Origin of the sequence: Dactylosporangium sp. CA-139066 (assembly GCF_050936175.1) — a bacterium.
Taxonomy (GTDB): Bacteria; Actinomycetota; Actinomycetes; order Mycobacteriales; family Micromonosporaceae; genus Dactylosporangium.
The window spans coordinates 1,994,395-2,016,919 of record NZ_JBNJNH010000002.1 but is presented as its reverse complement, the minus strand read 5'-3'; the positions used below and the strand labels follow the sequence as shown (position 1 = coordinate 2,016,919).

At 73.3% G+C, this 22,525-nt stretch carries 24 protein-coding genes and 1 tRNA gene; 12 read left to right on the top strand and 13 right to left on the bottom strand.

The genetic code is table 11. The features are described from left to right. Positions 1 to 2: 2 nt before the first annotated feature. Together ACQEVU_RS53995 and ACQEVU_RS53990 are read right to left on the bottom strand one after the other, a co-directional pair. Positions 3 to 1,193: a putative bifunctional diguanylate cyclase/phosphodiesterase gene (locus tag ACQEVU_RS53995; protein WP_433338804.1), complete on the bottom strand. Its 1,191-nt coding sequence runs from the start codon at positions 1,191 to 1,193 to the stop codon at positions 3 to 5. Beyond that, entirely contained in the window at positions 1,186 to 1,698 is a 513-nt protein-coding gene (locus ACQEVU_RS53990; RefSeq protein WP_433338802.1) for a hypothetical protein, read from the bottom strand. The genes ACQEVU_RS53995 and ACQEVU_RS53990 overlap by 8 nt, the downstream gene beginning before the upstream one ends. Positions 1,699 to 1,892: 194 nt before the next feature. On the opposite strand from ACQEVU_RS53990, the gene ACQEVU_RS53985 reads away from it, so the two are divergent. From ACQEVU_RS53985 to ACQEVU_RS53965, 5 genes are all read left to right on the top strand, one after another. Then, complete coding sequence (locus ACQEVU_RS53985; protein ID WP_433338800.1) at positions 1,893 to 2,285, top strand: hypothetical protein; 393 nt, start codon at positions 1,893 to 1,895, stop codon at positions 2,283 to 2,285. 114 nt (positions 2,286 to 2,399) lie between these two features. Further along, positions 2,400 to 2,720 (top strand): YbaB/EbfC family nucleoid-associated protein, encoded by a 321-nt coding sequence (locus tag ACQEVU_RS53980; RefSeq protein WP_433338798.1) that lies wholly within the window; start codon positions 2,400 to 2,402, stop codon positions 2,718 to 2,720. Between the two features lie 26 nt (positions 2,721 to 2,746). Continuing rightward, complete coding sequence (locus ACQEVU_RS53975; protein WP_433338796.1) at positions 2,747 to 3,037, top strand: hypothetical protein; 291 nt, start codon at positions 2,747 to 2,749, stop codon at positions 3,035 to 3,037. Between the two features lie 28 nt (positions 3,038 to 3,065). Beyond that, entirely contained in the window at positions 3,066 to 3,200 is a 135-nt protein-coding gene (locus tag ACQEVU_RS53970) for a hypothetical protein (protein WP_433338795.1), read from the top strand. Beyond that, positions 3,197 to 3,877, top strand: a complete 681-nt coding sequence (locus ACQEVU_RS53965; RefSeq protein WP_433338793.1) for a hypothetical protein — start codon at positions 3,197 to 3,199, stop codon at positions 3,875 to 3,877. Before ACQEVU_RS53970 ends, ACQEVU_RS53965 begins: the two co-directional genes overlap by 4 nt. A 225-nt stretch (positions 3,878 to 4,102) precedes the next feature. Here the strand turns inward: ACQEVU_RS53965 and ACQEVU_RS53960 are convergent, their stop codons facing one another. Then, positions 4,103 to 5,917, bottom strand: coding sequence for a metallophosphoesterase (locus ACQEVU_RS53960; RefSeq protein WP_433339759.1), 1,815 nt, complete (start codon positions 5,915 to 5,917; stop codon positions 4,103 to 4,105). 87 nt (positions 5,918 to 6,004) lie between these two features. Here ACQEVU_RS53960 and ACQEVU_RS53955 point away from each other — a divergent pair. Then, positions 6,005 to 6,080: transfer RNA gene (locus ACQEVU_RS53955), tRNA-Thr, on the top strand. Positions 6,081 to 6,183: 103 nt separating this feature from the next. Here ACQEVU_RS53955 and ACQEVU_RS53950 read toward each other — a convergent pair. Together ACQEVU_RS53950 and tmk are read right to left on the bottom strand one after the other, a co-directional pair. Then, complete coding sequence (locus tag ACQEVU_RS53950) at positions 6,184 to 7,383, bottom strand: DNA polymerase III subunit delta' (RefSeq protein ID WP_433338791.1); 1,200 nt, start codon at positions 7,381 to 7,383, stop codon at positions 6,184 to 6,186. Positions 7,384 to 8,062: 679 nt separating this feature from the next. After that, positions 8,063 to 10,180, bottom strand: coding sequence for a dTMP kinase (gene tmk / locus ACQEVU_RS53945; protein WP_433339758.1), 2,118 nt, complete (start codon positions 10,178 to 10,180; stop codon positions 8,063 to 8,065). 159 nt (positions 10,181 to 10,339) lie between these two features. Between tmk and ACQEVU_RS53940 the strand changes: the two genes are divergently transcribed. The 5 genes from ACQEVU_RS53940 to ACQEVU_RS53920 are packed head-to-tail and all read left to right on the top strand — an operon-like array spanning position 10,340 to position 14,207. Then, the gene (locus ACQEVU_RS53940; RefSeq protein ID WP_433338789.1) at positions 10,340 to 11,548 is read left to right on the top strand and encodes an amino acid deaminase/aldolase; all 1,209 of its coding nucleotides are present in this window, start codon (positions 10,340 to 10,342) and stop codon (positions 11,546 to 11,548) included. Positions 11,549 to 11,565: 17 nt separating this feature from the next. Continuing rightward, positions 11,566 to 12,498: an SAM-dependent methyltransferase gene (locus ACQEVU_RS53935; protein ID WP_433339757.1), complete on the top strand. Its 933-nt coding sequence runs from the start codon at positions 11,566 to 11,568 to the stop codon at positions 12,496 to 12,498. Between the two features lie 28 nt (positions 12,499 to 12,526). Next, complete coding sequence (locus ACQEVU_RS53930; protein WP_433338787.1) at positions 12,527 to 12,784, top strand: DUF6364 family protein; 258 nt, start codon at positions 12,527 to 12,529, stop codon at positions 12,782 to 12,784. Next, complete coding sequence (locus ACQEVU_RS53925; protein WP_345123761.1) at positions 12,771 to 13,061, top strand: type II toxin-antitoxin system PemK/MazF family toxin; 291 nt, start codon at positions 12,771 to 12,773, stop codon at positions 13,059 to 13,061. The genes ACQEVU_RS53930 and ACQEVU_RS53925 overlap by 14 nt, the downstream gene beginning before the upstream one ends. 9 nt (positions 13,062 to 13,070) lie before the next feature. Further along, positions 13,071 to 14,207: an NADH-quinone oxidoreductase subunit D gene (locus ACQEVU_RS53920; RefSeq protein WP_433338785.1), complete on the top strand. Its 1,137-nt coding sequence runs from the start codon at positions 13,071 to 13,073 to the stop codon at positions 14,205 to 14,207. Between the two features lie 20 nt (positions 14,208 to 14,227). Here the strand turns inward: ACQEVU_RS53920 and ACQEVU_RS53915 are convergent, their stop codons facing one another. From ACQEVU_RS53915 to ACQEVU_RS53900, 4 genes are all read right to left on the bottom strand, one after another. Further along, entirely contained in the window at positions 14,228 to 15,967 is a 1,740-nt protein-coding gene (locus ACQEVU_RS53915; protein ID WP_433338783.1) for a hypothetical protein, read from the bottom strand. 129 nt (positions 15,968 to 16,096) lie between these two features. Beyond that, positions 16,097 to 17,077, bottom strand: a complete 981-nt coding sequence (locus tag ACQEVU_RS53910; protein WP_433338781.1) for a glycine betaine ABC transporter substrate-binding protein — start codon at positions 17,075 to 17,077, stop codon at positions 16,097 to 16,099. Positions 17,078 to 17,244: 167 nt separating this feature from the next. After that, the gene (locus ACQEVU_RS53905; RefSeq protein WP_433338779.1) at positions 17,245 to 17,931 is read right to left on the bottom strand and encodes an ABC transporter permease; all 687 of its coding nucleotides are present in this window, start codon (positions 17,929 to 17,931) and stop codon (positions 17,245 to 17,247) included. Further along, entirely contained in the window at positions 17,928 to 18,611 is a 684-nt protein-coding gene (locus tag ACQEVU_RS53900; protein WP_433338777.1) for an ABC transporter permease, read from the bottom strand. The genes ACQEVU_RS53905 and ACQEVU_RS53900 overlap by 4 nt, the downstream gene beginning before the upstream one ends. Before the next feature lie 2 nt (positions 18,612 to 18,613). On the opposite strand from ACQEVU_RS53900, the gene ACQEVU_RS53895 reads away from it, so the two are divergent. Then, positions 18,614 to 19,627 (top strand): ABC transporter ATP-binding protein, encoded by a 1,014-nt coding sequence (locus ACQEVU_RS53895; RefSeq protein WP_433338775.1) that lies wholly within the window; start codon positions 18,614 to 18,616, stop codon positions 19,625 to 19,627. A 48-nt stretch (positions 19,628 to 19,675) separates the two neighbouring features. On the opposite strand, the gene ACQEVU_RS53890 is transcribed toward ACQEVU_RS53895, so the two are convergent. The 4 genes from ACQEVU_RS53890 to ACQEVU_RS53875 all read right to left on the bottom strand — a co-directional run bounded on the left by ACQEVU_RS53890 (position 19,676) and on the right by ACQEVU_RS53875 (position 22,489). Continuing rightward, positions 19,676 to 20,152, bottom strand: a complete 477-nt coding sequence (locus ACQEVU_RS53890; protein WP_433338773.1) for a hypothetical protein — start codon at positions 20,150 to 20,152, stop codon at positions 19,676 to 19,678. A 49-nt stretch (positions 20,153 to 20,201) separates the two neighbouring features. Further along, the gene (locus ACQEVU_RS53885) at positions 20,202 to 20,489 is read right to left on the bottom strand and encodes a hypothetical protein (RefSeq protein WP_433338771.1); all 288 of its coding nucleotides are present in this window, start codon (positions 20,487 to 20,489) and stop codon (positions 20,202 to 20,204) included. Between the two features lie 10 nt (positions 20,490 to 20,499). Then, positions 20,500 to 21,861, bottom strand: a complete 1,362-nt coding sequence (locus tag ACQEVU_RS53880; RefSeq protein WP_433338769.1) for an ABC transporter permease — start codon at positions 21,859 to 21,861, stop codon at positions 20,500 to 20,502. 118 nt (positions 21,862 to 21,979) lie between these two features. After that, on the bottom strand, positions 21,980 to 22,489 hold the full coding sequence (locus ACQEVU_RS53875) for a DUF3180 domain-containing protein (protein WP_433338767.1): 510 nt from the start codon (positions 22,487 to 22,489) through the stop codon (positions 21,980 to 21,982). Between the last annotated feature and the right edge of the window lie 36 nt (positions 22,490 to 22,525).

The window sequence follows — 22,525 nt, the reverse complement described above, 5'->3', positions numbered from 1 at the left end:
TATCACACCTCGGGTCCCCAGATCTCGTTCTCGTAGCGCGACAGATCGCCGGCCGGCAGCCAGCGCTGCAGGTCGGCGGCCGGGAGGGGGCGGGAGTAGTGGTACCCCTGCGCCTTGTGACAGCCGAGCAGCGTCAGCTCCCGGGCCTGAGCCTCGCTCTCGACCCCCTCGGCCACGGTGTCCAGGTGCAGGATCTGCCCCAGCCGCAGCACCGCCTGCGCGACCGCGCCCCCGCGCGAGGTCCCGTCGAGCTCGGCGACGAACCCGCGGTCGAGCTTGAGCGCGTCGACGGGGAGGCGGGCGAGGTAGCGCAGCGAGGAGTACCCGGTGCCGAAGTCGTCGAGCGCGATGCGGATCCCGGCGTTGCTGAGCACGGCCAGCTGCGCCACCGACGCCGACTCGCCGATGACCGCGCCCTCGGTCACCTCGAGCACGAGGTTTCCGGGGAAGAACCCGGTCCGCTCGAGGATCTTCAGCACCTGCGCCGCGAACCCGTCGTCGTCGAGCTGCCGCGGCGAGACGTTGACGTTGAGCTGCAGCGCCGGCATCCTTCGCTGCCAGCGCGCGGCCTGCCCCGAGGCCTGCTCGAGCACCCAGCGCCCGAGCTCGCCGATGACGCCGATCCGCTCGGCAAGCGGCACGAACGCGTCGGGCTCGAGCACGCCGCGGCTCGGGTGCGCCCAGCGCACGAGGGCTTCGACGCCCGCCAGTTCCCCGTCGGGAAGGGCGACGATGGGTTGGTACACCAGGCGCAGCTGCCCCGCCCCGACCGCGCCCCGCAGCTCCTCCGCCAGCGGCGTACCGCCCGTCAGGCCCGGCTCGTACGACGCCCAGCGCACCTCGTCCGCGCGCTGCCGGGCCCGGTCCAGGGCCAGCGCGGCGCGGCGCAGGAGGTCGTCCGGCTCGTACTCGCCGGGCGCCGCCACGGCGATCCCGATGTGCGCGGGGGCGGCCGCGGCGATGCGGCGGGCGACGGCCTCGGCGTTGTCGACGGTGCGGATGTCCTGCAGGACGGCGGCGAAGTCCTCCCCGACGCGGCCGACCGGGTCGTCGCGCTGGACGGTGCGGCGCATGACCTCGCCGAAGCCGTCGAGGGCGGCGCGGGCGGGGTCGTCGAGGCCGACGAGCAGGACCGCGGTGCTGCGGCCCTCGCGGGCGCCGCGGCTCAGCACGGCGGCGAGGACGTCACGCATGACCGCGACCCTTGCGCGCCTCGGCCCGGGCCCGCGCCTTGCCCGCGCCAACCCGCGACATCGCGGCCCGGGCCCGCGCCTTGCCCGCGCCAACCGGCGACATCGCGGCCCGGGCCCGTGCCGTCGACGTTGTCCCAGGCTCGGCGCGTGACACCTCGGCCCCGGCCATCCACACCCCGGCCTCGGCCAACGACACCTCGGCCGCGGCCGACGCCACCTCGGCGCAGGGCAACCACATCGCGGCCCCGGCCAACGACACCTCGGCGCCGGGCAACGACACCTCGGCCGCGGCCGACGCCACCTCGGCGCAGGGCAACCACATCGCGGCCCCGGCCAACGACACCTCGGCGCCGGGCAACGACGCCCCGGTCCTGGTCAACGACGCTCCGGCCCGGGCCACCGAGACCGCGATCCGGGTCCACGACATCCCGGGTCCGGGCGGCGGCGCGGTGTCGGCCTCACGCATCGCTCGGTCCTGCATGCGCACGCCGGCCACCCGGCTCATACATCGCCCGTTTTGCCGCGATATTTCGGAAATGTCGTCCAGACGGTGCGCAGTCGGCGATCCACAACGGCCCGATCGGCCGCCCGCGCCCGAACTTGACGAAATGACATCGGCGCCGTCGCCGCGGTTTGACCCGGCATCCGCCCCGGCCCTAGTCTCGGCGTCGCGACCAGGGATGCGGAAGTGAGGCCTTGATGACGCGCCGGACCGGACTCGCCGGAGTGCTCCTGCTGACCGGGCTCGTCGGGCTCCTGGCCGGCTGCGGGAGAAAGCCCGTCGACCAGGTCGACCCCGCCGCGCTCGAGGGCCACTGGCACAGCACGTGCGGCAGCGAGATGGACATCGACGCCGGCGGCAAGCTCTCGGTGCGCGAGTTCAAGACCGACGGCGACGACCTGCGCCTGATCGGCCCCGGCACGTGGCGCCTGGAGCCTGACCCCAACCCCGGCAGGCAGCAGATGCGCCTCATCGTGGCCCCCGAGCACCAGCAGGGCCACGAGACGCTGCGCCTGGTCAAGGACGGCCACAAACTGGTGATGGAGCAGGACCTCGGCGGCCTCGACGTGTGCCGCTTCATGCGCAGCTGAACCGCACTGCCGCCCGCCCCGCCGAGGGTTATCCACAGGCGGGGAATTGGTCTTCCGCGGTGCTCGGGGGGTGCCGTACGGTCACGCAGGGAGGTTGTATGGGGCGGGAGTTCGATGGGTCGTGAGATCGACGAGGCTTGGATCGAGGAGGCGGTCGAGCGCTACCGCCGCATCGAGACCCTGCACGCCGAGTTCGACAAGGCGGTGAAGACCGTCGAGGTGACCGTCCGCTCGGCCGACGGCTCGGTCGAGGTGCTGGTCACCGCCGACGGCACGATCCGCGACGTCCGCATCGAGGGCCCCCTGCACAACCGCACCGGCGAGACCCTGTCCCGCTCGGTCCGCGAGGCGGTGACGGCCGCCGCGGACGCAGCGGCCTGGGCCCGCAAGAGGCTGCACGCCGAAACCTTCGGCGACTACCGCTCGCTCGACTGAGCCGGCCCAACGAACGGGGGTGTCCATTGCGGCTCGACGATCTTGCGAATCGGCTTGAGGCCGGTGGCGACGAGCTGGCCGGCGCGAGCACGACGCTGAGCCTCACCGACCCGGGCCCGCGCACGCTCGGCGCGGACGGCACCGGCGCGCTCGGCCGCGCGTCCCGAGATCTGCACCGCCTTCTGGCGACCGCTCTCACGGCCCGCGGCTCCGAGGCCGCCGCTCACGGCGCCCGGCTGGCCGAGACCGCGCACGTCCTGCGCCGGGTCGCCGCCAACTACCGCTCCGCCGAGGAAGAGTCCGGGGGCCGGTCATGACCCCCGCCGAGGCAGCGCGGGCGACGTCATGACGGATGCGCTCGATCGCCTGGCCGAGACCACGCACGCCCTGCGCCGGGTCGCCGCCAACTACCGCTCCGCCGAGGACGAATCCCGGGGGCCGGCCATGACCCCCACCGGCGCAGCGCGAGCGACGTCATGACGGATGCGCTCGATCGCCTGGCCGACATCGGCGACGACCTGCTCGGCCGGGTCGGCGGCCGGCTGTCCCAAGGCGGGATACCGGCCGGCGGCCCGGTCTGGGTCCTGCTCCGGCGCGTCGGCGCCCTGCCGGCCGACGTCCTCGACTACGCGCTGACCCTCGACGTCGAGGCGCTGCGCACGGCCGCCGCCGACCTGCACGGGGTCGCCGACCGGTTCGGCGCCCTGCCGGAGCGGCTGGAGGCCGGCGTCGGCCGCAGCGCCTGGGAGGGCGCCGGCGCCGAGGCGTTCGGGATCGTCTGGCACGCCCTGGTCGAGCACGTCGGCGACGGCGGCGACCCGGCCACGATCACCGGCCGGCTCGCGGCCACCGCCGCCTACCTCGACGCCCTCGCCGACTGGGCCGCCGGCTTCCGGCGCGAGCTCGCCGAGATCATCGCGCGCGCCGCCGCCTCGGCCGAGGCCGTCGCCGTGCTCGCCGCCTCCGCGGGCCCGGAGACCGCCGCCGCGGCCGCCCGGATCGCCGAGCGCGTGCTGGAGTCCGCCGCGGGCGCCCTGGACGCCGCCGAACACCTGCACGCGCGGTGGGGGGACCGGCTGGCGGAGCTCGAGTACGAGCCGCCGCGCGTTCCCAGCGGTCCGGCGGTCATCTCCGGCGTCACCCGCGTCAACCTCTGACGGCCACGCCGACCACTGCGCGCCCGCGACCACGCGGCCACCGCACCGCACGACCGCGACCACAACCGGCACCGCACGACCGCGACCACGCGGCCACCGCACCCCGCCCCGCGGCCACAACCGGCACCGCACGACCGCGGCCACGGGGCCACCGCGCCCCATGGCCGCGATCACGCTGCCACCGAACCCACATCCGCACGCCCGCGACCGCACCGCGGGCGGCGGCTACTGGATGCGGATCGGGGTGTCCATCAGGTGCAGCTGCATCGGATGGCGGGGCTCGAACCAGGGCGCGTCGTGCGGGGCGTCCGGGCGGGCGTGCCAGCCCCGGGCCGTGCGGCGCACGCCGATCGGGTAGATCGTCAGCGAGCCGTCCGCCGCGAAGTGCAGGCGCAGGAAGCCCTTGTAGCCGGTGATGCCCTGGCCGGCGAAGAGCTCGTTGACGTTCACGTCGAACTTGGAGGCGATCACCAGGTAGAGGGCGAACACCTCGCCGGCGGCCAGGGCGGACAGCGGGAGGTACAGCACGATGGACAGCAGCAGGGGCAGCGGCCAAACCAGGTCCACGAACGGCAGGCTGAGCCAGGCCCAGGTGCCCAGCGCGGCCAGGCCCACGAAGGCGGCGCCGTGCAGCAGGCCCAGCAGCCAGTGGCGGGGCCTTCGCTGGCCGGCGGCGCGGGGCATGGCCAGCAGGCAGGTGCCCAGGAGGTCGAGGACCACCATGAGTACCGCCGGCACCGTCACCAGACGCTGCTCGACGCCCGAGACGACGCGGTCGGCGGCGTTCACGAACGCGAGCATCGTCAGCGTCTGCAGCAGGCCGAGCAGGCCCAGGAACATCGGGTTGCGCCACGGCAGCCGCCAGAACACGCCCAGCGCCAGGCCGCGCGACTGGGGCTTCGTCGGGAAGGTGCGCTGCAGATCGTACGTGCGCGACGGGGAGGCGTTGCGCACCAGCGTGCGGACCGGGGGGACGGAGATCTTCTCCGGCAGCTCGTGGGTCGGGTACAGGTACGCGCCCCCTCCGCCGCAGGTGATCAGCTCGCGCTCCGGCCGGGAGTACCGCGCGTAGTGGTGCAGGTCGCCCGAGATCATCAGGCGCACGTCGGCGCCGGTGGGGGCGATGATCGTGCGCACGAAGTAGTCGAGGCTGTCGTACGCCTTGCGGTCGTCCGTCGCCTCCACCCAGCTGGGCGAGGGCGGGCAGATGATGACCCGGTCACCGGGGCCGAGGCGGGCGGCGACCGACCGGAAGTACCGTAGCTGCGGATCGTCGATGTAAGCGTCGCCCTGCACGTCGATCCCGAGCAGCCACCAGCGGTGCGGGAGCTCGACGGCGAAGTAGGAGCGGTCCTGCCGGGTCCGCCACCCGCCGACGGCGCCCTCGTCGCCGCGGACGAAGAGCCGCAGGAAGGCGGTCAGGCCGTCGTACCAGTCGTGGTTGCCCGGCACCGCATACATCCTCGGCTGCGGGCCCTCCGCCGGCCGCTCGGGCAGGGCGGCGCGGAACGGTCCCTTGAAGCGGTCCTCGTACTGCTGACCGCTCGCCGTCGGATAGACCTGATCCCCACCGAGCACCAGCACCTCGCCGCGCGGCAGCTCATGCCCGTCGACGGTCAGGGCCGGCTGGGCGAGGAGGTACGCGACGGAGTACGTGGCGTTGAACCCGTCGCCGGTGTCGGCCGCGTAGTCGAGCCAGAGCTCGCCGCCGTCGGGCCACTCGTCGTCGTTGACCTGGCCCGAGTACCCGGCGCTCTCGCGCAGAATGCGGGACGGGAGGGCATCCTGGAGCTCGCGCTTGTCGAGGTACGCCCCGAAGAGGTCGGCGAGCAGCACCCGCACCGCGGTCCCGCTCAGCAGCACCGGGCTCAGCCACGGCACCCCCCGCCGCGGCGTGAACCCCGTCTGGTCCGGATCGAGCGCCGTCGGCCGCCCCCCGACGGGCGGCCCCGCCGAGTCGTCTTCCTGCGGCAACGGCAGCAATGGCTCCCCTGGCTCCGCGGAGAGTTCCCCCGGCGCGGGCGGCATGTCGTCGGGCATCACGGGGCGTGACGTTACCGCCGCGCGCCACGACGGGGAATCCCCTCGCGCACCCCCGGGGGTCGTGCCGTACACTCGTAAACCGTTGCCGCCTTAGCTCAGTCGGCAGAGCGATTCACTCGTAATGAATAGGTCGACGGTTCGATTCCGTCAGGCGGCTCCACCGGCTTGACCAGCCATGAAGCGGGCCCGGGAGATCATCCCGGGCCCGCTTTGCTGATCTCGGTGTGTCGGTGGTGCGTCAGGCCGCCGCCATCGGATCGACCTCAGCCGCGCCAGAGGGCGAGCATCATGGCCTCCACGGCGATCCTCGGCTTCACGTTGGCCTCGATCGCGACCCGGCACTCCAGCACGGCCTCGAGGCGGCGCAGCGTGCTCTCGGCGGGCCACTTCCCGGCCGCGGCCTCGGCGAGCTCGTCGACGTCGCCGTGCACCGGGTCGACGCCGGCGGCGAAGGTGTGGACCAGCACGTCGCGGTAGAAGCCGGCCAGGTCGACCAGCGCCCGGTCGAGCGAGTCGCGCTGGGCCCGCGTCGCGCGGGACTTCTGGCGGCGCTCCAGGTCCTTCAGCTGCCCGGCCGAGCCGCGAGCCGCGCCCGCGGCGCCCTTGCCCGTGCCGCCCGCCCCGAGCGCGGTCTCCAGGGCCGACCGCTCCTTGGCGTCCGTCTCCGCGACCGAGGCGACGGCCTCGGCCTCGGCGGCTTCGATGAGTGCGCTCGCCGCGTCGAACGCGGCGCCGATCCCGGTCAGCCGCCGCGGCACCGCCAGCACGGCATCGCGCCGCGTGCGCGCCTGCGGATCGCGCGCCAGCCGCCGCGCCCGCCCGACATGCCCCTGGGCGGCGGCCGCCGCCCAGGCCGCGGTCTGCTCGTCGATCCCGTCCCGCCGGTTCAGCACCGCCGCGATGGCATCGGCCGGCGGTTGCCGCAGCGGTACCACCCGGCAGCGCGACCGGATCGTGACCGAGATGTCGTCCGGGTGCGTGCTCGGCGTGCACAGCAGGAACACCGTCCGCGGCGGCGGCTCCTCCACGGCCTTGAGCAGCGCGTTGCCGGCCGCCTCGGTCAGCCGGTCGGCGTCCTCGACCAGCAGCACCTGCCACCGCCCCTGCGTCGGCGAGCTCGCCGCGCGCAGCACGAGCGCGCGCATCTCCCCGACCGCGATGGACAGCCCTTCGGGCACGACGAACCGCACGTCCGCGTGCGTGCCGCCCAGCGCCGTATGGCACGCCTGACACCGCCCGCATCCGCCGTCGGGGCACTGCAGCGCCGCCGCGAACGTCCGCGCGGCCACCGACCGCCCCGAACCCGGCGGCCCGGTGAACAGCCAGGCATGCGTCATCGCCTGCTGCCCGGCGGCGTCCGGCGCCTCCCCGCGCACGATCGCCCCGGCCGCCTCGACCGCCCGCGACAGCGTCGCCACGGCATCGGGCTGCCCGACAAGCTCCTCAAAGATCGGCGGCGTCATACGCGAACACTCCCGCCCGACAAATCCGATATGTCGCCCACGGTGCGGTCAGCCGGCGTGTCGACCGCCCACGTCCACCCGCGCCCGGGGAAGCCGGCTACGACCGGCCCGTCCCCACTCGGCATAGCGGCCAGATGGTGGGGCCCGGACAACGCATCGAGCAAGGCCACCGACGACCGGCAAGCCTCACGCCGCCGGGTCGGCACAGCTACCGGCGGCCCGGCAACAACCCGCTGAGCAACAAGCGGCCGGCCGCACGTCGCCGCCGGTGCGGAGGCGCGCAACGTCCCACGACCCGCCGACGAGGGCGCCGATCGCGCGCCTTGCACCGCCGTGCGGCCGGCGCGGCGCGACGGCAATGCCGACCGAAGCCGCAGAGATGCCAACGCGGCCGCCAGCGGCGGTGGCGAGACCAACCACGAAACCGCGGCGAACCCCGAAGCCGCAGCCAACCGAGGAACCATGGCCGCCCGCGGAGCCGTGGCGGGCCGCTGAGCCGTGGCGAACCGCGGAGCGGAAGCGAACCGCGGGGCGGGAGCGTGCCGCAACGCGGGAGCGGGCCGCGGAGCCGTGGCGGGGCGCGGAGCCGTGGCGGGGCGCAACGCGGTGGCGGGGCGCGGAGCGGGAGCGAACCGCAACGCGGTGGCGGGCCGCGGAGCGGAAGCGGGCCGCCGAGTGGTCATACGCGGCTGCCCTTGTCGAACGAATCCGGCAGATCCGACTCGTCGGTGAGCTCGTCGCCGGTCAGCGTGGTCGCGACCTCCGCCGCGTGCTGCAGGACCGTGTCGATCGAGAACTCTTCTTCCGGGATCAGGTGGCGGACGCGCTGCAGGACGCCGGCCGACAGGGCCTCGATCGAATTGGTGGCGTCCAGGACCAGGTAGCGGCTCGGGTCGGCCGAGGCCAGGTCGAGGAACGCGTAGCGCACGCGCTCGTGGAAGGCCAGCGACTCGCTCTCCAGGCGGTCGGCCTCGCCGCGGCGGCCCGCCCGGGACAGGCCGGCCGACGGGTCCAGGTCGAGCAGGACGACGAGGTCGGGCTTCAGGCCGCCGGTCGCCCACTTCGACAGCCACGACACCTCGTCGACCGGCAGGGTGCGGCCGGCGCCCTGGTAGGCCAGCGACGAGTCGACGTAGCGGTCGCTGATGACGACGGCGCCGCGCGCCAGGGCCGGGCGCACGACCGACGCCACGTGGTGCGCGCGGTCGGCGGCGTAGAGCAGCGCCTCCGCCCGCGGCGTCATGGGCTCGGCGCCCTCGGCCGGGCGGTCCAGGACCAGGCTGCGGATGCGCTGGCCGATCGGGGTGGCGCCGGGCTCGTGGGTGACGACGACGTCGCGGCCGACGCGCCGCAGGGCCTCGGCGAGCAGGCCGACCTGGGTCGACTTGCCGGCACCCTCGCCGCCCTCGAACACGATGAACACGCCCTGCGCCGCCTTGGGCTCGGCCGCGCTGAGCGGGCGGCCGCGGATCGAGCCGAGCAGGTCGGGCAGGATCGGCACGCCCTTCTTGTCGTCCATCTGGCGCAGGGCGAAGAGGCCGGCGAGCACGCCGAGGACGCCGGCGATCCCGAGCAGCGGCCGGGTGCTGGAGACGTCGAACCGGTAGAAGCCGAGGTCGATCGTGCGGGTGCCGCCGGCGCCGACGATGACGCTGGACAGCGAGATGGTCAGCATGAGCACCACGCGGGTGCCCATCTGGACGAAGGCGAAGGCGCGGCCGCGCATGTCGTCGGCGACCTCGCCGCCGAGCAGCGTGGTGCCGGACAGGAACGCCATGCCGGCCCCGACGCCGACGAGCAGCGCGCCGCCGACGGCGATCGTGAGGTGGGTGGCGAAGGCCAGGATCACCACGGAGCCGGCGGCCAGGATGATCGACAGGCCGAACCAGCGCCGCCGGGACAGCGCGCCGACGAGCTTCGGGCCGACCGCGATGCCGACGCCGAGGCCGAGGAACAGCACGGCGAAGAGCAGCGCGAAGGCGGCGTCACCGGCGCTGAGGGAGACCGCGTAGAACTTGGCCGTGCCGACGACCACGCCACCGCCGGCGAAGGCGCCGAAGATGCCCAGCACCAGGCCGCGGACCAGCGGGGTCTTGCTGACGAAGGCCCAGCCCTGGGTGAACTCGCGGATCATGCCGGGCTTGCGCTCGACGGCGGCGGTGCGCCGGCCGCTGATCTCGCGGATGCCGAAGAAGACGGTCATCGCGGTCGCGAGGAACGTCAGGGCGTTGAACCACAGCGCGACGTTGCTCGGCTGGGCCCAGCGCGGCTGCTCGCCGCCGAAGATCGCGACCACCAGCCACTGCAGGCAGATCAGCACGAGCGCGGCGACGACCGGGGTGATGCCATAGGTCGTGGCCAGCGTGAGCTGGTTGGCCGTCTCCAGCCGGGCCCGGGGCAGCAGGTTGGGCACCGCCGCCTCCTTCGCCGGCGTCCAGATCATCGCGACGGTCTCGATGATGAACGTGGCGACGGCCGTCCAGCCGATGATCAGCGCCCCGTCGGTGGTGAACAGCGCGGCGGCCGGGATGGAGGCGAAGAAGAGGAAGCGCAGCAGGTCGCAGACGACCATCGTCAAGCGCCGGTCGAACCGGTCGGCGAACACTCCGGCGACCGGGCCGAGGATCAGCGCGGGCAGCAGGCGCACGGCGATGACGGAGCCGAACGCCACGCCCTTCGCGGCCGAGTCGGACACCTGCGCGGCGGCGAACGTCGAGGCGGCGAGCAGGCCGAGCCAGTCACCGAGGGACGACAGGCCCAGGACCGCCCACAGCCGGCGGAAGGGCCGGATGCGCAGAACCGCCTGAAGTTCCCCGAAGCCGGAAAGATCGCTGGTGGCGATGGTGGCACCCCCTTTTCTCGGCTCTCACGCTACAGGTCACCCCTGACAATTCCGGAAGCGCAGAGAGGTACGCGAGGTTCTTTCATATTCTCCGCCGTCTCGGTACGGTGAGGCGTGTCCAGCTCCCGTGCCGCTCAGCGAGCCCGCTACGACCGGGCCACCGCCGATCTCGACCCGCCGTTCGCGATCGTCGACCTCGACGCCTTCGACGCGAACGCGGCCGCCCTGGTCGCCCGGGCCGCCGGCAAGCCGCTGCGGGTGCCGAGCAAGTCGGTCCGGGTGCGCGCCCTCATCGAGCGCGCCCTGGGGCGCAGCGGGTGGCGGGGCATCATGGCGTACACCCTCCCGGAGGCCATCTGGCTCGCGGAGCACGGCTGCGCCGACGACATCCTCGTCGCCTACCCCACCGCCGACCGCGCGGCGCTGCGCCGGCTGGCCACCGACGAGAAGCTCGCGGGCACCGTCACCGTCATGGTCGACGGCCCCGACCAGCTCGACCTCGTCGACGCCCTGGTGCCGGCCGACCGGCGGGCCGCGCCGGTGCGGGTCTGCATCGACCTCGACGCCTCCTGGCGGCCGGTGTCCGGCGTGCACATCGGCGTGCGGCGCTCGCCGGTGCACAGCCCCTCCCAGGCCGGCGCGCTCGCCGCCGCCATCGCCGCGCGGCCCGGGTTCCGGCTGGTGGGCGTGATGTCGTACGAGGCGCAGATCGCCGGCCTCGGCGACGCGCCGCCCGGCCGGCCGGTGCGCGGCGCGCTCATCCGCGCGATCCAGGCCCGCTCCATGCCCGAGATCGTGGCCCGCCGCGGCGCGGTCGTCGCCGAGGTCCGCCGCCACGCCGAGCTCGAGTTCGTCAACGGCGGGGGCACCGGCAGCGTGGCCGCGACCGCCGCCGACCCGGCCGTGACCGAGGTGGCCGCCGGATCCGGGCTGTTCGGGCCGTGGCTCTTCGACGGGTACACCACCTGGCGCCCCCAGCCCGCGGCCTTCTTCGCGCTCTCGGTCGTGCGCCGGCCCAACGACCGCACCGCGACCGCGCTCGGCGGCGGCTGGATCGCCTCGGGCGAGGCGTCGCCGACCCGCCAGCCGCTGCCGTGGCTGCCGGAGGGCCTGCGGCTCATCGGCACGGAGGGCGCCGGGGAGGTGCAGACGCCGCTGGTCGGCCCGGGCGCGGCCGGCCTGCGGGTGGGCGAGCGCGTGTACTTCCGCCACTCCAAGGCCGGAGAGCTGTGCGAGCACGTCAACGAGGTACACCTCGTGCAGGGCGAAACGATCGTGGACGTGGTGCCGACGTACCGCGGCGAGGGCAGAGTGTTCCTGTGACGAATTGGCGGACAGCCATGGAGGCCGCGCTCTACGGCCCCGAGGGCTTCTTCGTCCGCTGCGCGCCCGCCGAGCACTTCCGCACCAGCGCGCTCGCGTCGCCGCTGTTCGCCGGCGCCATCGCCACCCTGCTGGTCCGCCTCGACGCGGCGCTGCACCGCCCCGACCCGCTCGACCTGGTCGACGTCGGCGCCGGCCGCGGCGAGCTGCTCACCGGCGTGCTGGCCGCGCTGCCCGAGGACGTCCGCGCCCGCGTCCGCGCCGTCGGCGTCGAGAAGGCCCCCCGCCCGGGTGAACTGCCCTCCACGATCGGGTGGACCGCCGACCTGCCCTCCGGCGTCGTCGGGCTCCTCGTGGCCACGGAGTGGCTCGACAACGTTCCCGTCGACATCGTCGAGCTCGATGAGCATTTCCGGCGGCGGTACGTCCAGTGCTCCCCCGACGGCGTCGAGTCCCTCGGCGCCGAGGTCTCCCCGCCGGACGCCGCCTGGCTGGACCGCTGGTGGCCGCTGGACGGCGCCCCGGTGGGCGCCCGGGCCGAGATCGGCGCGCCGCGCGACGAGGCGTGGGCGGCCGCCCGGGCCGCGATGGCGCGCGGCCTGGCGCTGGCCGTCGACTACGGCCACTTCGCCGCCGACCGCCCGCTCTTCGGCTCGCTGACCGGCTTCCGGGCGGGCCGCGAGGTGCCGCCCGTGCCCGACGGCTCGTGCGACATCACCGTCTCGGTGGCCCTGGACTCCCTCGGCTCGCCGACCCGCACGCAGCGCGACGCCCTGCGCGTGCTCGGCATCGACGGCTCGCGCCCGCCCCTGGCCATGGCGTCGGCGGACCCGGCCGGCTACGTGCGCGCGCTGGCGAGGGCCTCGGCGGCGGCCGAGCTCATCGACCCGGCGGGACTGGGCGGCCACCACTGGGTGATGCACTGGGCGTACGCCGGTGGGTATGACTAGTGGTCATACCCGCGGTACCATATCCGTTATGACGACGAAGGTGACCCTCTCGTTCTCCGACCAGACCATCGCCGACGCCCGCCACTGGGCCGAGCGCGACGGCGTGTCGCTCAGCGCGTGGATCGACCGTGCCACCCAGGAGCGGGCGCTGCGCGAGATCTTCTCGGCCCACGCCGAGGCCGTGCGCCGCGCGAAGGTGGATCTCGACGCCACGGCACTCGCCGACGAGGAGGAGATCGCGCTTGTGAACGCCGAGCTATACCGTGGACGGCGTGCGTCGCGGTGAAGTGTGGCTCATCAAGGGTGCGCGTGAGCGCCTCGGCCTGATCGTCAGCTCCGATGTCTTCAACAGCACCGATGTCCCGGTGGTCATCGTCGCCGAGGTGACCGACGCCGAGGAGCTGCGCGACTCGCCGCTGGCGGTCGAGCTCGACGACCTCGTGGTGATGCCCGACCGCCTGTCCTCGCCGCTGAAGCGGTGGTTCACCGAGCGCGTGGCGGTGGCGGACACCAGCACGATGCACAACGTCTCGCGAGCGCTGCGCATCCTGCAGGACCTCTAGGCTAGAGGTATGACGTCCGAGCTGACGGTCGGCACGGGTGCGGGCCTCGACACCGCCGACATGGTGCTCAACATCGGCCCGCAGCACCCGTCCACCCACGGCGTGCTGCGCCTCAAGCTGCTGCTCGACGGCGAGCGCGTGATCAGCGCCGAGCCGATCATCGGCTACATGCACCGCGGCGCCGAGAAGCTCTTCGAGGTACGCGACTACCGCCAGATCATCATGCTGGCCAACCGCCACGACTGGCTGTCGGCGTTCTGCAACGAGCTCGGCGTGGTCCTCGCCGTCGAGCGGCTGATGGGCATCGAGGTCCCCGAGCGCGCCGTCTGGCTGCGCACCGCCCTCGCCGAGCTCAACCGGGTGCTCAACCACCTGATGTTCCTGGGCTCCTACCCGCTGGAGATCGGCGCGATCACGCCCGTCTTCTACGCCTTCCGCGAGCGCGAGACGATTCAGACCGTGCTCGAGGAGGCCTCGGGCGGGCGGATGCACTACATGTACAACCGCGTCGGCGGGCTCAAGGAGGAGGTCCCGGCGGGCTGGACCGGCCGGGCCCGGGCCGCGATCGACCAGGTGCGCCGCCGGATGCCGGACCTCGACTCGCTGATCCGGCGCAACGAGATCTTCCTGGCCCGCACGGTCGGCGTCGGCGTGCTCACCGCCGCCGAGGCGGCCGCCTACGGCGCCTCCGGCCCGGTCGCGCGGGCCTCGGGGCTGGACATCGACCTGCGCCGCGACGAGCCGTACCTGGCCTACGGCGAGCTGTCGGTGCCCGTGGTCACGCGCACCGCCGGCGACTGCCACTCGCGCTTCGAGGTGCTGCTGGACCAGGTGTACGTCTCACTCGACCTCGCGCAGCAGTGCCTCGACCGGGTCGACCAGCTCACCGGGCCGGTCAACGTCCGGCTGCCCAAGGTGGTCAAGGCGCCCGAGGGCCACACCTACGCGTGGACCGAGAACCCGCTCGGCGTCAACGGCTACTACCTGGTCTCCCGCGGCGAGAAGACCCCCTGGCGGCTCAAGCTGCGCACCGCCTCCTTCGCCAACGTGCAGGCCCTGTCGACGCTGCTGCCGGGCACGCTGGTGCCCGACCTGATCGCGATCCTGGGCTCGATGTTCTTCGTGGTCGGAGACATCGACAAGTAGGCGTGTCCGGCCGTGGCCAGTCAGCGCCAGCGATCGTCCGAGCCCTCGAAGTCGACGATCTGGCGCGCGGCCCGTCCGCCGCGGTGCTCGTCGCGGGCGCCGTTCCAGCCGTACTCGTCGTCGTCCTCGGCCGGCCGCGCCCGCCGGGACACGCGCTCTTCGCCGTACTCGCGACCGCCACCGTACTCGCGCCCGCCCGACCGCTGGGCCGTGTTGATCTCGGACGCCCAGCGCGACGCCGGCTCGGCGGGCGACGCGGGCAGGGCGTGGGCGCTGCCGAGCGCCGGCCGTTCCGAGCGGCGCACCTCCGACCACCGGGTGCCGCCCGACTCGTCCCGGCGCCCCTCCTCGTAGGTGCTCTGCGACCAGCGGGCGTCCGCGCGCCGATGGCCGCCGGTGCTCTGCTCGAGCTCCCAGTCGCGCTCGCGCTCGCGGCTGGCCTCGGAGCGGCGCGGGCTCTCGGTGCCGGAGTCGTAGCGGGAGCCCCGCCGCTGCTCGTACTGCTCCTCGTCGTCGGACGCGCGCGCGCCGTAGGTGCGGGAACCGTGCCGGGCCGAGCGGCGGTCCTCGTCGTCGTCCTCGATCGCCCTGCGGTGGCCGCCCGTGTGCGGCTCGTCGTCGTAGAACTCCTCGTGCCGCACGGTCGCCCAGCGGTCCTCGATCCGCACGTGCGTGCCGGTCTCGTCGGCGTGCACGGCCTCACGGCGCTCGCCCATGCGCAGCTCCCGGCCGCCCCGCTCGTCGCTGTGCACGGAGGCCCAGCGGTCCGTGGTACGCATGCCGGTCACGGCGGCCTCGTCGTCGGGCTCCGGGGCGCGGCGCCGGCCGCCGCCGCGGCGCTCCACGTCCTCCCCGGCGGGCCGGTGCTGCGGCCAGTCGCCGCTGTCGGAGCGGGCCATCCGCTCGCGCAGCAGCTGCTCGGTCCAGGACGACTCGCGCGAGGCCTCGCGGACCCACTCGCTGCGCTCCGAGCGTTCTGGGCGCTCCGCCCGTTCCGAGCGCTCGACCCGCTCGGGGCGTTCCGGGCGCTCAGCACGTTCCGAGCGCTCTGCCCGCTCAGGGCGGTCGACCCGATCCGGACGCTCCGGACGCTCCGGGCGTTCCGGACGGTCCGAGCGCCGGGGCCGGTCGTCGGGGCGGGCCGAGACGCGCTCGGAGCGGTCAGGGCGGCGCTGCTGCGGGATGTCGGGGCGCCCCGACGGGGGCCCGCCCGACGGGGCGCCGTACACGGTGCCGGACCGGGTCTCGGTCGGGTCCATGACCGTCGTCTTGGTGGTGACCTGCACGGTCTCGGTGCGCCGCAGCACGCCCGGCACGGCGGCCGATCCGGTCGGGTGGACCGGCGGCGGCTGGGCGGCGGCCCGCTCGAGCTGGCCGCGCAGCAGGTCGACCTGGCCGCGCAGCGCGTCGACGGTCTCGTGCAGCACCCCGATGCGCTCCATGAGCTGGCCGTGGGTGGCCCGGGCGGCGTGGGTGATGTCGCCGCGGATGTCGTCGCGGAGCTGGTCCATCTCCTCGTACACCAGCTCCTCGACCTCGCCGCGGATCGCCTCGCCGTCGCGGCGCAGCACGATCGACAGGCCGATGAGCAGCACGACGAGGAGGGCCAGCACGGCCGCGAGCTGCAGGACGAAGCCGCTGCCGACGAGCAGGAGCAGGGCGGCCAGCGGCGACAGGCCGACGCCGCCCCAGAACAGGAGCGGGAGCAGCTTGGCGCTCGCCTTTACCCCGGGTGCTCCGGTGGTCTCCGCGGCCGGCATGAGCAGAGAACTTACCCGGTCTTCAGCACAAACGAAATGTCCTCCCGTCCCGCCTCATCGATCAGGAAGAAGCGGGACGAGAGGACCAAACCGGACCAACTAGCCGTGTGAGCGAAGCGAGGCTTCCGCCTAACCCAGCGAACCGTCGGACGAGAAGACGAGCACGAGCGAGGCGTTGCCCTTCTTCAGCGCGTCCTTGCTCTGCGGGCCGCCGGCGTCCAGGCTCAGCACCTTGCCGAACTGGATGCCGTACTTGCTCTGCAGGCCCGGCTGGCAGAACGGCCGCTGCGGGCACTCCGCCGGGCCGCCGAGGATCGTGGCCTGGCCGGAGCACTTCGAGGCGAAGTCGCTCAGCGTCTTCACGCCGTACTTCGTCGCGAACTCCGACGTCACCGCGAACGCGTTGCCGTCGGTGGCCGAGGAGGCCTTGCCGAACGACAGGCCCTGCTTGCCGCCGATCTCCTTGAGCGCCGTCACCGTGGCGTCGACGTCACCCGAGGCGAGCGGCTTGGCGTCCTTGCCGTTGACCGCCTGGTTGATGAACTCGGTCAGGGTCGCGGCGTACTCGGGCACGACCTGGATGTCGCCCTTGGTGAGCTGCCCGTAGTACACCTCGCGCTTGCCGATCGTCTGGACGCTGGCGTCGTAGCCGGCCGCCTTGAGGACGATCTCGTACAGCGCGCCGAGCGTGGCGCTCTCCGAGAAGTCCGCGGCGCCGATCTTGATGGCGCCGCCCTTGCCCTTCTCGATGCCGGTCGTGAGGTTTTCGGCCTTGGCGAACTCGTCCGCCGCGACCTTCGAGGTCTTGCGGTCCACGTCGACCGCCTTGTTGAGCGCGATGAGCTTGTCGACGGTCAGGGCCGTCGACACCTTGTCCAGCGCCGCGACGAGCGCCGGGTCGGCGACCTTCGTGTTGATTGCCGGGATGACGTTGTCCGCCAGCTGAAGCTTTTTGTCGTCGTCGAGAACCACCAGCTTCTCGCCGGCGACCGGAGCGCACCCGGCACCGCTGACGCTCGGCGGCGCCTGAGTGCCCGAGCTGCCTTTCTCACCACAGGCGGCGAGGCCCAGGGCGGAAAAGCTGAGAAGTATGCCAAGCGTGGCGCGCATGGCTGTACGCAAAATGGCCCGCCTTCCGTGTCCCGGCGCGATCACTGTGACCGGCCGCGTGTCCGACGGACGGCGCTATCGGCTAAGAAGCCCGCCCGCTTCCAATTAGGCAACCCCGGCTATGGAAATTCGGCAACCGCAAGCAGGCACGTTTTCGTAACGACCGGTTACGCCCGGCCCGCGGCCCGCCTGAGAACCCGTGGTGTGAGCTTGCGCTCTATGACGGCCATCACTGCGTCGGCGAGCAGGGCGAGGCCCGCGACGAGAATTGCGCCGGCCAGAATCTGCCCGCCGTGGCCCGGGCCGAGCCCGAAGCCGGCCGAGATGATCATGCCGAGGCCGCCGCCGTTGACCGCCGTGGCCAGGGTCGCGGTGGCCACGACCGTGGTGGTCGCGATCCGCAGGCCCGTGGCCAGGAACGGCACGGCGAGGGGCAGCTCGACCCGCAGGAGCCGCTGGGCCGAGGTCATGCCCATGCCGCGGGCGGCGTCGCGGACCTCGGGATCGATCTGCTGCATGCCGGTGTAGGCGTTGGCCAGCAGCGCGGGCAGCGAGAACACGGCGAGGGCGATGACGACGGCGGGCATGCCGAGGCCGAGCGGCGTCAGCGTGAGGATGGTCAGCAGCGCCATCACCGGGACGGCCTGGGTCAGGTTGGACAGCAGGACGATGACGCCGGAGGCGGCGCCGCGCCGGCCCAGCGCGATGCCCAGCGGCCACGCGACGGCGCAGCCCAGGAGTACCGCAAACACGGAAATCTCGATGTGCTCCTGCAACCGGTCGATGATCCCGCCCGGATTTGTCCAGTTCAGCGGGTCGTTGAACCAGACAAGCGCATCGCTGATGGCGCTCATGCCGACCGCCTCCGCGTCCATGGGGTCAGCGACCGGCTGACGAAGATGAGGATGACGTCGAGGACCAGGGCCAGCGCGACGCAGAGCACGGCGGCGGTGGTGATCTCGGCCTTGTAGAAGTTGTTGCGGAAGCCGGCGAGGATCAGCCCGCCCAGGCCGCCCTGCGAGCCGACGATCGCCCCGACCGTGACCAACGCCACGGTCGAGACCGTGGCCAGTCGCAGGCCGGTGAGGATGCCGGGCAGGGCCAGTGGCAGCTCGACCCGCCAGAGCCGGGCGAGTTTGGTGTACCCCATGGCGGTGGCCGCCTCGCGCACGTCGGCCGGCACCTGCAACAGGCCGGTGAGCGCGTTGCGGATGAGCACGATCAGCGCGTACGACGTCAGCGCGACGACGACCGGGGACCGCCCGGTGCCCATGAACGGGGCCAGGAACGCCAGCAGCGCCAGCGACGGGATCGTGTAAAGCACGCCGGCTGATGTCAGAATCGGCGTGGCGAGCGGGCGTACCCAGTAGGCCAGCACCGCCAGCGGTATCGCGATGACCACCGCGATCGCCACCGACCAGACCGTGATGACCACGTGGTCGAGCAGGGCATCCCGCAATGTGTCGTAGTTGTCCTGGACATACGACCAGGAGAACCAGGGATTGCCCGCCTCACCGCGAGCCAGGAAGGACATGGGTGGACGTTACCGGGAAATATGATGCCAACGCGAAGCACGACGCCGCGCCGATCGCTCTCGATCGGCTGCGCAAGGTGTATCCGGACGGCACGGTGGCGGTCGGCGAGCTCAGCCTCGAGATCGGCAGCGGCGAGGTCACGGTGCTCATCGGCCCCTCCGGCTGTGGCAAGTCGACAGTGCTGCGGATGGTCAACCGGCTGATCGAGCCGAGCGACGGCCGCATCCTCATCGATGGGACGGACGTCACACAGGCCGACCCGACCCAGCTGCGCCGCACGATCGGCTACGTGATCCAGAACGTCGGGCTGTTCCCGCACCAGACCGTGCGGGCCAACGTCGGCACCGTGCCGCGGATGCTCGGGTGGGACCGCAAGCGCATCAACGAGCGCACCGACGAGCTGCTGGAACTGGTCGGGCTCGAGCCGTCGCAGTACGCCGGTCGCTATCCACACGAGCTGTCCGGCGGGCAGCGCCAGCGGGTCGGGTTCGCCCGGGCGCTCGCGGCCGACCCCAAGGTGCTGCTCATGGATGAACCGTTCTCGGCGGTCGACCCGATCAACCGGGGGAGGCTGCAGGACGAGTTCATGCGGCTGCGGGAGGCGGTGCGCAAGACCACGATCCTCGTCACGCACGACCTGCAGGAGGCGATCAAGCTCGGCGACCGCATCGCGGTGCTGTCCGATCACGCCCAGCTGCAGCAGTACGCCACACCGGCGGAGCTGCTGGCCCGGCCGAGCAACGAGTTCGTGGAGCGGTTCGTCGGCGAGGACCGCGGCATCATGCGGCTGTCGGTCACGCCGATCCCGCGCGACGGGCTACGGCCGGTCGCCGAGGCGGGCGACGGCGCGCCCTCGGTCCCGGCCGGCGCGACGCTGCGCGAGGCATTCGGGGCCATGCTCGCCGCGGGCCGCGGCGCCGTGGTGGTGCGTGACGGCGACGCGGCCATCGGAGCGCTCACCGCCGCCGACGTGCAGGTGGCCCTGGCGTCTGCGGCGGTGGATTCGGCGGCCTGATTCGCATTTTCCGCTGGTGTACTTCATGCCGGAGCGTGCCCGCGCGTCCTACGGCCGGCGACCGGCCATCGACGCGAGGCCGACGATCCAGCCGACGATCAGCCCGTAGCCGGCGCCGGCGGCGGCGTTGACGGCGGCGGCGGTGAACGAGGCGTTCGGGAGCAGGAAGGTCGTGATGAACGCGGCCAGCGCGGGGGCGAACATGTAGGCCGCCCACCCGGTCAGCAGCGCCGCGATGGTGCCGCGCGCGCTGGCCAGCTCGGCGCCCGCGAGCAGGTTGAGGAACATCGCCGTGAAGACGATGACCAGGATGGCCTTGAGATCCGCGCCGAGCAGGTCGCGCAGGGACGTGTCGCCATCGATGGTCCAGGCCGGCCAGGCGAGGGTCTCGAGGAAGACGCCCCGGTTGCCCGACTGCACCCAGTGGACGTACCACGGGCTGCCGAAGATCAGCACCAGAAGTGCGGCGACGAGTGTACCGGTACTCGTCGCGGTGCGGTAGCGATTCCGCGTAGTGACTGCCATGCCGGGATTAGGCCCGGCCGGCGCGAAAACTAAACCGGCGGGGTTTGCATCAACTCTCGTGATTGATGATGTAGTCGATGAAAGCGGCCCTGACCAGGGGTTCGTTCTCCCCGTAGTGGTGCCCGGTCGCCTCGCGCCACAGCGCGACGGCATCGTCGATGGTGGCGTCGAGCGAGCCGATCCAGCCGTCCTGCGTGTCGTCGTCGCTCAGCGTGACGTGCGTGAACAGGTCCCAGAAGAACTTGATGTCATGACGCTGCCGGGCAAGGGCGAACGCGCGGCCCCGCAGCTCCTCGGTGGTCAGCGAGTCGAGCTCGCCCAGCGTGGCGTCGGTCATGGGCAAGATTTTATCGGGTTCCCCAGCGATCCTCGACGCCCCAGCCCCCGTCGGCGGCCCCGCTCGAGGCCGGCCAGCTGCCGGTGCGGCTGGACGGCGGCGACCACGAGTCCTCCTCCGGCTCGGCCGGGCCGGTGATCGACGGCGGCGTCCACACCTCCTCGCCGGGGTCGTCGGCGATCGTGCGCGGCCGGCCGAAGGTCTCCACGAGCCGGGTCACCACCAGGCCGATCGCGATCGCCCCGGCGGCCAGCGTGAACGGCTGCAGCTTCCAGCCCTCCGCCGCCGTGTACTGCAGCAGCAGCGTGATCACGGCGGCCCCGAGGACCGTGCCGAGGACGCCGCCGCGGCGGCCGAAGGCGGAGGTGCCGCCGGCCAGCGCGGCGCCGAGGGCCAGGCCGGTCAGCGCGAGGCCGCCGATCGAGGCGTCCCCGGCCACGACCTGGCGCTGGTCGAGGGCGATGAGCACGCCGGCGGCCGCGGCCAGCAGCGCGGAGCCGGCGATCGCGAGGCCGGTGAAGGTGGCCGCGCCGCCGCCGCGGCGGTCGGCCGGGTCGCGGACCGGGCGGAAGCGGCCGAGCGCGCGGCGCAGCGGCCGGATCAGCCCGAGGGCGGCGCCGCCGACGGCGAGCACGGCCACGCCGATCGCCCACCACAGCGCGTGCGAGTGCGGGTCGTACGCGCCGCTGACAATCTTCTTGTCGTGCTGGTCGGCGATCCAGGCGATGAGCGCGAACGCGACGGCGAGGCTGACCGCCCAGCCGGGCACGTGGAAGGCCACCACGAGCACGGCGATGACGACGCCGACGCCGAGGGCGATCAGCGCGGTGATCCCGGCGGTCGGGGCCAGGCCGCGATCGGAGTTGCCGGCGAAGAACAATGCGGAGGCCACGGCGATGGGCCCGACGGCCAGGTTGACCGCGCCGGCCCGCAGCGTGAGGCCGACCGCGGCGGCGAGCAGGCCGAGCTCCGCGCCGGCGAGCAGCAGCGAGTGCAGCTCAGCGCCGCGCAGCGCGGCGGACCGGGCGTCGTGCAGGAGGTACACCAGGGCGGCCGCGGCCAGCAGCAGGACCATCTCCCACAGCGCGTGCACGGCGAAGCGGTCGCGGCCGGGCTCGCCGTGCTCCGGGTCGTCGAAGACGTCGCCGAGCTGCTGGGCGGTCGGCGTGCGGCGGCGGTTCTCGCCCAGGTCGAGGGTGCTCGCACCGGTCGGGGCGCCGTAGGCGGGCGAGACCGGGAAGGCGCCGGGGGTGTACACGGACTGGTTGGAAACGCCCAGCGTGGGCGCGTCCTCGGGCACGCCGCCGGAGCGGAAGTCGGGCTCGTCCCGGAAGCCGGGCTCACCTCGGAACCGTGAGTCGTCGTACGTCATGGCCCACGCCTCCTGCCAACCAACCGGTACGGGTCGCACAGTAACCGCGGATGGTGACCAGCGACACCCCCCCCGGCGTACCAAAGCGGGGTCTTTGTGTTGATCCGGCGCCGGGCGGTCAGGCGTTCTGGTCGTCGGGTGTCCGGTCGGCCCCGTCCGCCCGGTGCTGCCTGGGCAGATCCTTGTCGCGGCCGCTCGGAGGGACCCGGCAGGAGCGCTCGAGCCACAGCGCCGCGGCGATGAGCACGATGGACGCGGCGACGCCGAGGAGGGCCTGCGGCAGGTTCTCGGAGACCTTGGCCAGCACGCCACGCTGCGTGAGCAGCCAGGAGGACAGGCCGATGTACATCCCGCCGAACAGGGCCGCGACCAGCGCCGAGGCCTTGCCGAGCACCGCGTAGCGGGCGATCACCAGCGGCTGCAGCGGCCCGGCGCCCTCTTTGCGCAGGATCCGGTTGCGGGTGGAGTACGCCTCGACGCCCTCGAAGATGGCCAGCCCGATCAGCGTCAGCGGCGGCAGCCACGGCAGCGTGGGCAGCTCGTTCCAGAAGTTGCTGATGGCGATCCAGGACAGCGCGGTGGTGGCGAGCGCCGCGATCACCAGCGTCGCGGGCCGGGTCGGCTCCATACGGCCCTTGGGCCCGTCGGCGTTAGGTCGGTTCGG